Below are 13,986 nucleotides of genomic sequence, written 5' to 3' on the forward strand. Positions count from 1 at the left end.
AAAAAATCGTGATAAATTATTCTTGATTGAATTATACTCTTTGAATTAAATGGTTGATTATTATCTTCTAATCCCACAGCTGATTGAGAATTTTTAGGAAACTTTTGATGAATGGGAATCCGAATAATAAATTCCGTACCCACACTTACTTTTGAGTTACATTATAATCTACCCCCATGTTGATCAACCACAATGGAATAACTAATTGCTAATCCCATTCCTGTTCCTTTACCTACAGGTTTAGTAGAAAAAAAAGGATTAAACATTCGAGCAACCAGCTCTTATCTCATTCCCTTGCAATTGTCAGCAATTTTAATCACAACTGCATCTGAACTATTCAACTCTGTAGAAATCAGAATTAGGCCAGGATTATCTTGAACTTCTTCTAGACTATCTATAGTATCAATTCCATTAGCTACTAAATTCATAAGTACTTAATTTAATTGCCCCGGATAACATTCCACATCTGGAAAATTTCCAGATTCTTTAATCACTTCAATTGCTGGACGTTCTGATTTAGCTTTAAGTCGATTTTACCAAATCATTAAGGTACTATGAATTCCTTCATGGATATCTACTTGCTTAATTTCTGATTCATCAAAACGAGAGAAATTATCCATAGATTTAATTATTTCCAAAATTCGAGTTGCTCCAACTTTCATCGAAAATAAAATCTCGATCAAATCTTCCCGCAAAAAGTCTAATTCAATATCTTCTTGATAGGCTTGAATTTATGCATCTGGTTCTATATGAAAAAGTTAATATATTTTCAATGTATTCTTCCGCCGTAGTTAAATTACCATAAATAAAATTAATAATTCTATTAATTTCATGGGCTACCCTTGCCACCATCTGACCTAAACTTGACATTTTTTCATTTTTAATTAATTGCACTTGCATTTGTTTTAAATATTCCATTATCTGGCTAAATTCAAAAGTTCTTTCTTGAAGTTTTTGTTCAAAAATTTAATTTTATTGGGCAACTTGCCACATCAATTTATAAAGTTTTAAATGTAACTTAACTCTAGCTAAAATCTCCTCCTGTTGAAATGGCTTTATAATATAATCAACAGCACCCAAATTCAATCCTTTCACCTTACTTTCGGTATCAGTAAAGAGCGGTCATAAAAATCACTGGAATCTCATAAGTTTCAATTTTACCCTTGAGATAACAACAGGTTTCAAACCCATCCATTTCTGGCATCATAATATCTAACAAAATTAAGTCAAGCAGAGCATATTCTATTCTTTGCAGTGCCATATCTCCAGATTGAGCTACCCAAACTTCATAACCTGTTTCATCCAGAAAGTCTGAAAGTAAACCTAAATTAGCAGGGTTGTCATCAACAATTAGAATTATATCTCACTTATTCATAATATTATCCATTGACATTACTCCTATATTGACAAATAAGTCTAATAATTTCTCGATCGTGGAAATCTTATGCTAATTTAGAAATCTTCTGAGCAAATGGAATAAAATTTTGATTTTGTTGCTCTAGAAACTTAGCTTTTTTAATAATTCCCTTGAGATTACCTTTCATAGCTAACTCATAAAATTTATCTAGAGTTTTTGCTGTAGCAGGAACTATAGTTTCTACATTTGTATCAGCTACCTTTGGTAAATAATTCTTCATTTCTTTATACTCCCACTCCAAGTGTAATAGTTTTCTAATTTTGAGAAATAAGTCTTAAGTTTTTAATGGTTTAGGGAGAAAATCATTGGCTCCTGCTGACAAACTTTTGTATCGAGCGACTTCAAATACACTTGCAGACAAAGCAATAATTGCCACATCTGGACAAATTTCTGATGTCCGAATTTGTTTGATCGATTCAAACCCATCCATTATAGGTATTAACAAATCAGTAATAGACATCTCCAGAAAATAAACTTGCTCTTTATTTAAGACAAGCTAGAGTTGTAAAATTTACTCTCTGAAATCATTTTTCGTATCTTTTTCGTGAAAATATATTCCCTGTTAAGTGTTAAGTCTTAAGTGTTCCCTAATAGCCGCCAAAAATATATATCTTTTTCACGCCTATGTCTAGTAATGACTAAAAGAGGATTAAACATCTGAATTTTCTGCCAACCTTCTTCACCATCGTTGGTTTCTATTACTTTCAAACCAATTGGTTGTAGCAGTTTGATTAACAAGGAGCAATTTTCCAAATTTTTATCTATTACTAAAACATTAGGAGGAGTACCTTTAATACCAATAATACTGACCATAGCGAGCGCACTGAGAAGTCTTCACCCATTCCTGAGCTACAGGTAAATCTATCTCAAACGAAAATAGACTAACGATCATATTGGCGACTCACGGTTTTGAAAAATTGATTTTGATAAATCATACCAACTAATTTACCCGAATTTGTTAAAATAATACCTAGAAGTAGCTTATTTTCTTCAACAACTTCAGCAATTGCAACTCCTGATTGATTGATTTAAAATTGCACATTATGTAGTTGTAAATCTTGTCAAGTAGAACCTAAATTTAAGTGGGTATTTAAGTCATAAAACATGGATACTAAAGAATAGTTAATAGACATCTCCAGAAAATAAACTTGTCCTTTATTTACCATAAGCTATAGTTGTAAAATTTACTCTCCGAAATCATTTTCTGTACATTTTTACTTAAAATATCTTACCTGTTCCCTGTTCCCTGTTCCCTGTTCCCTACTTTTACAAAAAGTCTATATATTTTTCGGAGAGGTCTAATAACTCTAAATCAAAATTAAGTAATTTTATCTTCAAGACTTTCACAAAAAAATTCTCAAAAAATCTAACAATCATATTTTTGGTGACATTATTTATATTATAGATGATTCCTAATTTTTCAAACTTCAGAACCTTTAACTCCTTTTTATTTTTTGAGCCTACTCACTGAAATAATACAAAATACATATAGCAATCCTATTTTATTCGTGTCAAAAATCTTACTGCTTTTTAGGGGACACTTAACTGGTAAGAGTTTCAGTTTTTTTATTTACTTTTTGATTACCCGCAACCTATGCGCGGATTGCTATAGCAATTTTGCCTAAATTCAGAGTATATTTTTTAAATCAACTTTGCATAAATATACTTAAATATATACCTATAATAGACATAGGCGTGAAAATTAAAAATCAAATCAATTCTCATCCAGAAATTATCTATTCTTTCTTCCTGTTCCCAGTTAAGTGTTCCCAGTTAAGTGTTCCCTGTTCCCTCTTTTCCGGAGATGTCTAATATATACCTATTTTTCAAAGATATACAAACCTAACAGTTTTTTTCCGAAGTTTTAACCTTTTGTTTACCAAAAGATAACCTTGAGCCTATTTTGGCAAAATTATCTTTACTTATCTATATTTTTGATGTTCCACCAAGCAAGGATTTCATTTGTCAAGTAAATAATTAGATACCCAAAGCTTTGATTACTCTTTTGTAACCTTCGTCAAGAGTATCAGCTTCTGTTCTCAGCATAAATTTCTGGTATGATTGGCAAATCTAAAAACTTCTTTAATAATTGATTTAAGTGTTCTCATATACAGCAGATTCTACCTTGTTGAGGTAAAATTATGCTGGATAAAATGTGTGCACTAAAAACATTTAATTGTTAATATCTGTACTTGCTATGGGACCAAATCTGCTGTAAATGCTTTTTTCTTAATATTCAACATTTATGGTCTACGATATCAGTGTGAACTCTACTGTATAGAACCCATTTGATAGCTATATAATTATGGTAGTCAAGTCTTTTCGCCCATCAATTTTGAGGAAAAATCATCATCTCAAGGAGTGTTGAATTTTTTGTATTATTTCTCCCCACATCTTCCTTCTTCTCTCTTCCCTCTTACCTCTTACCGAAATAATTAATAATTAAACAATTAAATAATTAGATGATTCAAGCCTAATTGCCTCCCCTTGGATAGGGGAAAAAAGCGGTTGTTTGCGGAGCAGTCCGTCAGGATGGGATGCCGAGGTCTCCTCGCTTGCCTCCAATCAACCAACAGAGCGGTCGGAAAGCGCAGCATTCCGTCAGGATGGGATGCCGAGGTCTCCTCGGTTGCCTCCAATCGACCAACAGAGCGGTCGGAAAGCGGAGCATGACCTGGTAGATGGGATGCCGAGGTCTCCGTTCCCTCCGGGACGCTATCCTAGGTCATGCTCCGCAAACGCGTTTCATGTCGCGCAGCGTTTCATGTCGGCTCAAGCGCCGAAAACGCTAGCCTCCAATCGACCAACAGAGCGGTCGGAAAGCGGAGCATGTGGTAGATGGGATCCTGAGGTCTCCCGCTCTTAACAGAGCCGCTCCGAAGTTCGCGAGCCTCCAATCACCAACGCGAGAATAAATTTTTTCCCTACCGCGTCAATCCTCTCCGTTTTAGGGAGAGGTAATTATCAATTATCCATTATCAATTATCCATTAATGAACTCCTGTCTCCTGTCTCCTGACTCCTTGCTAAATTTATGAAGATACCTTCAGGGGTTCTATATTACAGTAGAATATGATTGAAATTTTCTAGGGAGCGATCGCTGAAAATATCAGAACCCATAAATTTTAATCATAAGTCCTTAGTGTTGGACAAACCAATAATATTTAAGAGTATTTAATGTGGTCAAAGGTTAGAAAAAATGTAGAACAATGGCAAGGCGCACTAATAATTGCCATTAGTGTAACTTTGTGCGTTGTTGGAGGTAGTGTAACTGGTATCTTTCAGTTATTAGAATGGGCTAGTCTAGACCAATTTTATCGCTTGCGTCCCTCAGAATCAATAGAATCTCGTATTACTTTAGTCACCATTGATAAAGCCGATCTAACTCATTTGAGCTGGCCTATTTCTGACAAATTAATGGCAAAGTTAATATTAAATTTGAGAGCTTACAAACCTAAAGCTATTGGTCTCGACATTTACCGAGATGTTTCTGTGGAACCAGGATATGAAAAACTCATAGAAGTCTTCCACTCAACTCCAAATCTAGTGGGAATTGAAAAAGTAGCCGGAGAAACAGTTGCTCCACCACCTGCTTTAAGTAAACTAAATCAGGTTGGAGCTTCCGACATATTACTAGATGCTGATGGTAAAGTACGACGCGCTCTGATTACAGTAGCTACCGAAAATCCTCTACCAGAAGGATTAGGGGTGAAGTTGGCCTTGATGTATTTGCAAAAAAAGGGTATTACTTTACAAGCAGTAGATGAAAATCAACGAAATTATCAACTTGGTAAAGCTACTTTCACTCCTCTGACCCCTACTTCAGGGGTTTATGCTAGCCGTGATACTGATGGTTATCAAATTTTACTAAACTATCGTGGTAGAAGAGAAATTTTTCCTAGTATTTCTATATCCCAGGTATTAGATGGAGATATTCCTGAAGATGTAATTCGCGATCGCATTATTATGGTAGGAAAAACAGCAGAAAGTCTCAGAGATGTTTTTTCTACACCTTTTAATAGTACTTTATTACAGAAAACAAATCTGATGCCAGGAATAGTGGTTCATGCTAATATTAGCAGTCAGATTTTGAGTGCTGCTTTGGAAGGTCGTGTTTTGTTGCGGGTATTTAATCAATACTGGGAATGGGTGTGGATGGGAATATGGTCATTTACTGGAAGTATTTTCACCTGGTGCTTATTGCAATCTCCAAGGTTTGGCAAAAATGCTTTTTTTGGTGGCACTATTATAGTCATGGGATTATCAAGTTTTAGCTTGGTGGGAATAAGTTATGGAGCGTTCATCAGTGGGTGGGTGTTACCTCTGTTTACTCCGTGGGTTGGGTTAATGAGTACAGCTATTATTACAACTAACTACTATAGTTATTGGCAACTTAACAAAACTAACCAGCAATTAGAAAATGCTAATCAGAAACTAGAAGATTATGCTCAAACTCTAGAACAAAAAGTACAACAGCGAACTCAGGAATTAGAAATTGCCAAACAAGCAGCAGATGCAGCGTCTCAAGCTAAAAGCGAATTTCTGGCTAACATGAGTCACGAATTACGAACCCCTCTCAATTGTATTATGGGTTATGCTCAAATTCTTCAACGTTCTGATAGTCTAAATACAGAAGATAAAACCAAAGTAGAAGTTATTCATCGTTGTGGGTCTCATTTGTTGACTTTGATTAATGATGTGCTTGACTTGTCAAAAATTGAAGCAGGAAAAATGGAACTCCACCCTGCCTATGTCTACTTACCGAGTTTGTTGCATAATGTTGTAGAAATGTGCGAGATTAAAGCTCAAATGAAGGGAATTTCTTTTATTTGTGAAAAGGATGCTAAATTTCCGACTGGTATCAATGCTGATGAAAAACGGTTGCGACAGGTATTAATTAATCTTTTGGGAAACGCAATTAAGTTTACGGAAAAAGGTGTAGTGATATTCAAGGTGAATCAAACTAAAAATGGTAAATTTAACTTTGAAGTTCAGGATACAGGTATTGGTATGAGACCGGAACAGACTCAACGTCTTTTTCGAGCTTTTGAGCAAGTAGGTTCAGACAAGTATAAGTATAATGCTGAAGGTACTGGGTTAGGATTAGCAATTAGTCAGAGAATTGCACGGTTAATGGGTAGTGAAATTCAGGTCAAGAGTGAATATGGAGTTGGTAGTGTTTTCTGGTTTGAAGTTGATTTCCCATCCACTAATACTAATAGTGTTAATAATAAAATCAGTAGCAAACAGCAGAAACAAGGAGAAATTGTTGGTGTGAAAGGAAAAGCACCTAAAATTTTAGTTGTAGACGATCTGTATGATAGTTCCTCTATAATTGTGAATTTGTTGAAACCTCTTGGTTTTGAGGTGCTTGAAGTAAGTAGTGCTAAGGATGGTTTAGAGAAAATTGAACAGTTTAAACCCAATCTTGTGATTACTGATTTATTGATGCCTGAGATGGATGGTTTTGAAATGATGCGAAAGCTGAGAGCTTCTGAAAAAGGAAAAAATTTGATTTTGATTGCTTATTCAGCTAATGTGTTTGAATCCGATCGAAAGAGTTTCCTGGAGGCAGGTGGAAATGATTTTCTGCCTAAACCTCTACAAGTAAGTCAGTTACTTCAGGTACTACAAACACATCTAAATCTAGAATGGGTTTATGAAGGAAGTAGAAAATCACCTAGACTCAGAGAAGAAACAGAGAAAACAAATGAAGAGATAATTCCTCCTCCTCTAACAGAATTGCAAAATTTATATGAATTGGCGATGAAGGGTCATTTTAAGGGAATTACTAAGCAAGCAAAAATAATTGAGAAACTGGATACTAAATATGTGCCTTTTGCCCAGAAGTTGCAGGAACTAGCGGGAGATTTTCGAGATCAAGATATTATTAAACTAATTTCAGATGTTATCGCAAATTAACAGAAATTTTCAAGATACTTTTCTGTATTATTTTTAGTAACTAATAGACATCTCCAGAAAAGAGGGAACAGGGAAAACTTAACTGGGAACAGGGAGAAGTAATTGATAACAAAAGGATAATAATTGATTTTATTTTTGATTTTGGAGAGGTCTAATAGACATCTTCGATAAGTAGATAGGCGTTAAAATTTATGGTTTAGATGAAGGCAGAAGGGAAGAAGCTTTGGAGTCACTTTACTTTTTGTTACGCAGTTCATCCGACAGGAGGCTAACTGATAACTGAAATGACATACTTAGTTTTTTTCATGCTACCTACTTAATTAAAAATCAAATCAATTACATATGCAGAAATCATTAATTATTTCCCCCTACTCCCTCTTTTCCGGAGAGGTCTAATAGACATCTCCGAAAAAGATATAAACTGCTTGTTCGAGAAGAATTAATATCATGTCCGGATAATTAGCGATCAAAAAACTTTCTCCTCCTTAATACCATTTCTCAAAAACTTTTCTACATTTTATTGATCAGGGGAGTAGGGTCGGAGGTAGTTGCATGCAACGTCCGAGAGCGAGAAGTAAAAATAAGAATAATTGATATTAACCAGCCAGTAATTATCAAAAAAGTTCTATGGACCTGTCTAAATTACTTAATAATTGAAGTTCCACCCAAGTATAGCATTACTTTTGGTAATTGGTATTATAACTACAGGAATTACGCAACGACACTAATTATAGTGGATATATCTGGAATTATGACCAAATTATACCCTATATATAGTGTTGCTGCGTAAGTCCTGGATTGTTTAAAATCTGACTCATATTGCTCCAGGCTTTTAAATTTTGACTGTTATTATTAGACTTTTGACTTAGATTAACTTATCTAGACCATTAGATTTAAGATTCATACTAAATCCGGTTTTGATCGACACTATAGTGCTTAAAGGTAAAAGGTCAGCACTAAATTGATGCTAACCGTACCACAATTTAAGGTTCACAGTCTAGTGGTCCATTTCATCAAAAATGAATGATGGGTTGAGACAAGGGGTAAAAATTTAATAGTTTATCCCCGAAATTCATCTTGACAGACCACTAGAAAGGTTTGGCTCCAAAACTGCTATTTTTGTCAATTATATATATAACGATGACAAATATTTTTTATCAATTTCAAAGGGGTAAATATACTACTGTCCCTTATCTACTAAAAATAACTCAACCTAGACAACCACATACTGCTCCCATTGGCATCTTTGATAGTGGTGTAGGTGGAATTAGTGTTTTAAAAGAACTATACCGCCAACTCCCGAAAGAAACCTTTATCTACTTCGCTGATACAGCACGACTTCCCTATGGTACAAAATCTCAGACAGAGATTGTACAATTTGTGCGTCAAGTGCTAACTTGGATGCAAAAGCAGGGTGTTAAGATGGCGATCATTGCCTGCAATACTGCTACAGCAGCAGCAATAGATCGAGTAGCAGTCGAATACAATTTTCCCATTATTGGTATGATTGAACCTGGTGCAAAAACAGTTGTACACAGGAGTAGCAAAAGAATAGGTGTCATCGCTACTATACATACAGTTAAGAGCAATGCTTATGTGAATACTATTCTGAAAATAGATCCTTCGATTTTAGTATTTCAAGTAGGAGCTCCTACTTTAGTACCATTAATTGAACAGGGTCGGATCGATGATGTTTATACCTTGGAAGTAGTGCGACAATATCTTAAACCCTTAATCGCAAAACAGATAGACACTCTAATATTAGGTTGTACACATTATCCCCATCTGATACATTTGTTTAGACAAATTTTAGATAACTCAGTAGAAATAGTAGACCCCGCTATTGCTGTTGTTCATACTGCTGCCCAGGAACTTCAGAGTTTGCGCAAATTAAGCGATCGCCCTCCTCATTGTACTAGCTTCTATGTGAGTGGCGACCCAGAAGAATTTTCTAAAAGAGTGCAACAATTTCTTGGTTTTACTCCGATAGTGGAACAATCTTGCTTAGGAGTAGAAAGTGTGAAAATCAAATCTGAATCTGTAGCTTGATTTATAGCAAATTATTTGTGATCAGCATCACTGACAATTTATTTTTTTTGTATTTGGCATTATTCTGGAAGTGATATTACACTCAGCAATGCCAAATATTTTTTTTGTGAGTAGAAATTAAGATTAAACTAAATTTATTTTTTAATATTTAATTTTTCCTATTTTGATAAATTTAGGTATTATATCCAATCCGCTGGCTTCGGAGTGATATAATTCTACCGTCAGTAGGGGCGAACGGCCCGCCCCTACAATATTGACTATTCTTCCCTGATCCTGAATTATACCAATGCTACCGGATTTGATATTACTTCATCTTCATCAAGTTAAATTAGTTTTTTTTATACTATATCGATAAAATCAATGTTACAAATAATCAAAGTATGAAGAAATTATACACTCTCTTTACTCAATATTAATTTGTAGCAAAAAAAATTCAATAGGTATTGGCCTACATATTTATCTAAAATATATTTTAAGTTGTGACAAAAGTGCATTTGTTGTGATAAACTCCCCAATAACAACTAGGTAATTAGTGAGGAAAAACTTTATGGCTGATATTAGAGTTCTAGTTCAGAACGTAGTTACTCAAGGGGATGCAGATAGTTCTGTATTCTTTTCTCCAGTATGGGTGGGGTTTCATGATGGTACTTTTAACCCTTTTGATGAAGGTGAAGCTGCTAGTGAAGCTATAGAAAGGGTAGCTGAAGATGCTATATTTGCACCAACAGATGATTTCCCAGTAACTATATCTACTGAATTTGCCGATAGTGAAACTGGTTCTACTGCTGGGGTAATCCCATCAAGCTCTGGCGAAGGTTTTACTCTGGGAAGTCTAGGTGTTGCAGCATTTGAAGTAGATGAAACTCAGGGCAGATACTTGAGTTATGCTTCCATGATATTGCCTAGTAATGATGCTTTCATTGCTAATGAAAATCCTACGCGAGACAATTTAGAGATTTTTAGTGAGGATGGAAGTTTCTTAGGAACTGATTTTACTGTTACTGGAGCTCGAGTCTGGGATGCAGGAACAGAAGTAAATGATGAAATTCCTGCAAATACAGCAGCATTAGGTCAGGAAGCACCCGATACAGGTGACGATGAAAATGGTACAGTTCAATTCCACCCTGGCTTTATTGGTAGTGAAAGAGAAGGCAGCGATGAAGTAGGAGGTATTTTAGACGCACGCGAAGATGCAGATTTCACAACAGAAAATGACGGAGCAGATTTTGGAATAGCTCGCATCACTGTTTTACAAGATATTGTTGGTGATGCTGAGGATAACCCTATTAGCGGAACTGCTCTACCCGATAGTATCTTCGGTCTTGCAGGTAACGATACTTTAAATGGTCTTGATGGCAGAGACTGGGTAGTTGGTGGTGCTGGTGATGACTTGATCAGAGGTGGTGATGGTGACGATATTTTAGAAGGTCGCCCTGGGTTCGATCGCTTACTTGGTGGTGATGGTGATGATATATTGAGAGGTGGTCAAGGTCGCGATCGTCTCAATGGTGGTGCTGGCAACGATACTCTTATGGGTGGTGCTAGTATTGACTTCTTCATCTTTAACACTAATGACACATTTGATACGGAGGATGTTGGAGTAGATACAATTAAAGATTTCAATACAGATCAAGACTTTATTCTTCTCGATCGGTCTACTTTTGCTGCTATTACAAGTGACTCAAGTAGCAGAGCTAACCCAGGATTTAGTGTTTCCAGTGAATTTGCTCTAGTTGCCACAGATGCTGCCGCTGCTACTTCAGATGCTTTGATTGTTCACAGTATAGAAAGTGGAAATTTGTATTATAATCCAAATGGTGCTACAGCAGATTTTGGTAACGGTGGTCTGTTTGCTAATGTAACTCCTGCATTAGAAGGAGATAACTTTATTCTGCGTTAGTGCTGCTTGAGTAAAAGTTAGGCATTTGTTGGGGGTGGGTTTAGGCAAAAGCAACAACAAGCAAAACCTTTCAACCCCAACCCCTAGCTCTAATATGAAACCTGGTTTCTTGGGGTAAAATTATTCGCGCCATTTTGGTACTGAGAAACCAGGTTGTTTAACACTACTAGCGCGTCTAGACTAAAATTGTGGGTAAAACCTAACCCCCCAACCCCCTTCCCTGCAAGGGAAGGGGGGGAATATTCTCCCCTCTCGGAGCAGGAAAGGGGTTGGGGGAGAGGTCTCCATGAACTCAAACTTACCCACATTTTCAAGGTAGACGCGCTAGTACATTAACGAAGTCAGAAGTCAGAAGTCAGAAGCGAGTGTGTAATTCTGAGGTCTCCTCAGAATGTAAGACACACTCAAGACAGTGATTTTTGTAACGGGGATTTAAGCCCCGCTCCAAAAATATTTCGCCTTAAAAGGCGGGGTTTTAGACCCATATTATTTTGATAACTAATTACCTAGAATTGATATCACTAATCTTTCCAACATTTCTCTGTGTTTTGAGACAGGAGCAAGAGTATTTGCCGCTATCATCCCACTAACTGCCACTGCAGGTAAACCAATACCAGGAAAAGTAGAATCACCACAACATAACAACCCTGGTAATGGCGTATTCGGTCCAGGAAACAACCCCTCCCCAGCACGAATTGCCGGACCATAGGACCCCTGGTGACGGCGAAGAAAGCGTTCGTGAGTTAGGGGAGTCCCCACCAATTTCACTTCACAACGGGAACGCACATCAGGTATTATTCGCTCTAACCCTTGCCACATAACCTCAGCTCTTTGTTGCTTTGCCCAAGCATATTCCTGACTCTTTCTATCCATACCCTGCCATAATTGATATGGTTCGTTTCCAGGAGTATAAACATGAATAACGTGCTTTCCTGGGGGTGCAAGAGTAGAGTCTATTAATGATGGAATAGATACTAATACAACGTTTTGGGGTGCATCTATTTTATCCCAATTATTGACAATAATATGATGACACGCCAGATCGGGTTTAATATCTGTGGCATCAATACCCAAATGTAAGTGCATGAAACTGTTACATTCTGGTGTTGCTTGTCGTTGTTCCCGAAAAGATTTTGACACTGTACCCTCTGGCAGTAATTTCAAAGTATCCCAGACAGAAGCATTTGAAATTACTGCTTGCTTTGCCCGAATTTCTTCTCCATTCCACAACAAAACACCAACAGCACGCCCACCTTTAACTACCACCTCTTGCACATGAGCATTCAACATTAATTGACCGCCGTGACGTTGTAACCCCCGCACCAAAGCATCAACTATTGCTCCACTACCACCAATAGGATAGTCAAGTACAACTCCCGGTCGATACCATTCAGCAAACATAAATGCAACTTCAGCAGCAATAGTACCATTTGCAGGCAAACCTGAAAGTAGGAAGCAAAGTAAATCAAGCCAATTTCGGATAAAAGGATCTGTGACAACCCCTTCAATAATTTGGGAAAACGCTCCCGTTAACTTAGCAACATTAAAAATATGTTTTGCCATAGTAGGTAGAAACTGCCCCATTGTCATTATTGCTCCTAGGTCAAAACGGAGGGAAGCAGGAGGAATAGCGATCGCTGCTTCTGCCAATGGCGCCATAACTTTTTGGAGTTTACGCCATTCTGCCACAGCACCCTCACCTCTCAACCATTGGAGAATATCACAAAATTGGTCTGCACCCACTGATGTATCAAATTTGCCCTCTGGTAAACAACAACCCCAAGTGTCATAAGTTACGCAGGGTACTTCCTCGCCGATAGCATCCAAAACTTGTGCTAGTGGGTTAGTAGAAGGGCGATAGGAAAGACCGGAATGTAAAGATGGTCCCGAATCAAACTTGAATCCCTGATATTCAAAACTATGGGCAGCACCTCCAGGAATAGAATGACTTTCGCAAACTATGACATCAAAACCATAGTGTGCTAGTAAAGCGGCACAACTTAAACCACCAATTCCACTACCAATTACAATTACATCTGTTTGAGACATTTTATTTGTTTAATTAGTTAATTTAGCAATTTATCTAAAAGGATAGCATTCAATAATTAATAATTAACAATTAATAATTAATAATTACCTCTTCTGTAATAGAAGGATTGTTTAAAAGGAAATTTTTTTCTTCTCTTGGTTGATTGGATCTGGCGAGGAAACCTCGCCATCCCTCAACCGCTTTTTTCTCCTTAAAAGGAGAGGCTTTAAACCTTAATTTTCCCGTAAAAATAAATTAGGTTATACCAAATCAGGTTTAAAAAGACCAGTTTTCAGTAAACCGAAAAAACCCTGTAGAGACCTTGCATGCAAGGTCTCTACAGGGCGAGATATAACGGGTGTATCTATACCAGATTTGGTATTAGGAGTCGTTTCAACAATTAATAATTAATAATTAATAATTAATAATTACCTCTCCTTGAAAAGGAGAGGATTGACTAATCATGAAAATTTTTTCTTCTCTTGGTCGATTGGAGGCAAGCGTTTTCGGCTAAGAGCCGACATGAAACGCTGCGCGACATGAAAAGCGTTTCGCTTCGCGACATGAAACGCGGCTCTGCAAGAGCGGGAGACCTCGCCATCCCATCCTACGGACTGCTCCGCAAACGACCGCTTGTTTCTCCTTTAAAGGAGAGGCTTTAAACCTTAAT

The 13,986-nt window shown here is 36.8% G+C and carries 10 protein-coding genes; 3 read left to right on the top strand and 7 right to left on the bottom strand.

Annotated features, from left to right (window positions below):
* Positions 1-281: 281 nt before the first annotated feature.
* The 6 genes from ACP6PM_RS15485 to ACP6PM_RS15510 all read right to left on the bottom strand — a co-directional run bounded on the left by ACP6PM_RS15485 (position 282) and on the right by ACP6PM_RS15510 (position 2,230).
* Positions 282-428 carry a hypothetical protein gene (locus tag ACP6PM_RS15485; RefSeq protein WP_426586092.1) on the bottom strand — a complete coding sequence of 49 codons (147 nt, stop codon included), beginning with the start codon at positions 426-428 and terminating at the stop codon, positions 282-284.
* Positions 429-533: 105 nt separating this feature from the next.
* Positions 534-662: a hypothetical protein gene (locus ACP6PM_RS15490; protein WP_426586093.1), complete on the bottom strand. Its 129-nt coding sequence runs from the start codon at positions 660-662 to the stop codon at positions 534-536.
* 446 nt (positions 663-1,108) lie between these two features.
* Positions 1,109-1,360, bottom strand: a complete 252-nt coding sequence (locus ACP6PM_RS15495) for a response regulator (protein WP_426586111.1) — start codon at positions 1,358-1,360, stop codon at positions 1,109-1,111.
* Positions 1,361-1,442: 82 nt separating this feature from the next.
* Positions 1,443-1,637 (bottom strand): hypothetical protein, encoded by a 195-nt coding sequence (locus ACP6PM_RS15500; RefSeq protein ID WP_426586095.1) that lies wholly within the window; start codon positions 1,635-1,637, stop codon positions 1,443-1,445.
* 54 nt (positions 1,638-1,691) lie between these two features.
* Entirely contained in the window at positions 1,692-1,877 is a 186-nt protein-coding gene (locus ACP6PM_RS15505) for a response regulator (protein ID WP_426586097.1), read from the bottom strand.
* 116 nt (positions 1,878-1,993) lie between these two features.
* Positions 1,994-2,230 (bottom strand): PleD family two-component system response regulator, encoded by a 237-nt coding sequence (locus tag ACP6PM_RS15510; protein ID WP_426586099.1) that lies wholly within the window; start codon positions 2,228-2,230, stop codon positions 1,994-1,996.
* 2,363 nt (positions 2,231-4,593) lie between these two features.
* Between ACP6PM_RS15510 and ACP6PM_RS15515 the strand changes: the two genes are divergently transcribed.
* From ACP6PM_RS15515 to ACP6PM_RS15525, 3 genes are all read left to right on the top strand, one after another.
* A complete protein-coding gene (locus ACP6PM_RS15515) occupies positions 4,594-7,338 on the top strand; it encodes a CHASE2 domain-containing protein (RefSeq protein WP_426586101.1) in 2,745 nt (914 codons plus the stop codon).
* Positions 7,339-8,478: 1,140 nt separating this feature from the next.
* Entirely contained in the window at positions 8,479-9,387 is a 909-nt protein-coding gene (murI, locus tag ACP6PM_RS15520) for a glutamate racemase (protein WP_426586103.1), read from the top strand.
* Between the two features lie 547 nt (positions 9,388-9,934).
* On the top strand, positions 9,935-11,287 hold the full coding sequence (locus ACP6PM_RS15525) for a spondin domain-containing protein (protein WP_426586105.1): 1,353 nt from the start codon (positions 9,935-9,937) through the stop codon (positions 11,285-11,287).
* A 498-nt stretch (positions 11,288-11,785) separates the two neighbouring features.
* Here the strand turns inward: ACP6PM_RS15525 and ACP6PM_RS15530 are convergent, their stop codons facing one another.
* Positions 11,786-13,336: a phytoene desaturase family protein gene (locus ACP6PM_RS15530; protein WP_426586107.1), complete on the bottom strand. Its 1,551-nt coding sequence runs from the start codon at positions 13,334-13,336 to the stop codon at positions 11,786-11,788.
* Between the last annotated feature and the right edge of the window lie 650 nt (positions 13,337-13,986).

This window comes from Dapis brunnea BLCC-M229 (genome assembly GCF_050015995.1).
GTDB lineage: Bacteria > Cyanobacteriota > Cyanobacteriia > Cyanobacteriales > Microcoleaceae > Trichodesmium.

Excerpts from the sequence above, each read along its gene's own strand:
- ACP6PM_RS15525 (WP_426586105.1), top strand. The coding sequence starts at position 9,935 with ATGGCTGATATTAGAGTTCTAGTTCAGAACGTAGTTACTCAAGGGGAT.
- murI (WP_426586103.1), top strand. The coding sequence starts at position 8,479 with ATGACAAATATTTTTTATCAATTTCAAAGGGGTAAATATACTACTGTC.
- ACP6PM_RS15500 (WP_426586095.1), bottom strand. The coding sequence starts at position 1,637 with ATGAAGAATTATTTACCAAAGGTAGCTGATACAAATGTAGAAACTATA.
- ACP6PM_RS15515 (WP_426586101.1), top strand. The coding sequence starts at position 4,594 with ATGTGGTCAAAGGTTAGAAAAAATGTAGAACAATGGCAAGGCGCACTA.
- ACP6PM_RS15505 (WP_426586097.1), bottom strand. The coding sequence starts at position 1,877 with ATGTCTATTACTGATTTGTTAATACCTATAATGGATGGGTTTGAATCG.
- ACP6PM_RS15530 (WP_426586107.1), bottom strand. The coding sequence starts at position 13,336 with ATGTCTCAAACAGATGTAATTGTAATTGGTAGTGGAATTGGTGGTTTA.
- ACP6PM_RS15510 (WP_426586099.1), bottom strand. The coding sequence starts at position 2,230 with ATGGTCAGTATTATTGGTATTAAAGGTACTCCTCCTAATGTTTTAGTA.
- ACP6PM_RS15485 (WP_426586092.1), bottom strand. The coding sequence starts at position 428 with ATGAATTTAGTAGCTAATGGAATTGATACTATAGATAGTCTAGAAGAA.
- ACP6PM_RS15490 (WP_426586093.1), bottom strand. The coding sequence starts at position 662 with ATGAAAGTTGGAGCAACTCGAATTTTGGAAATAATTAAATCTATGGAT.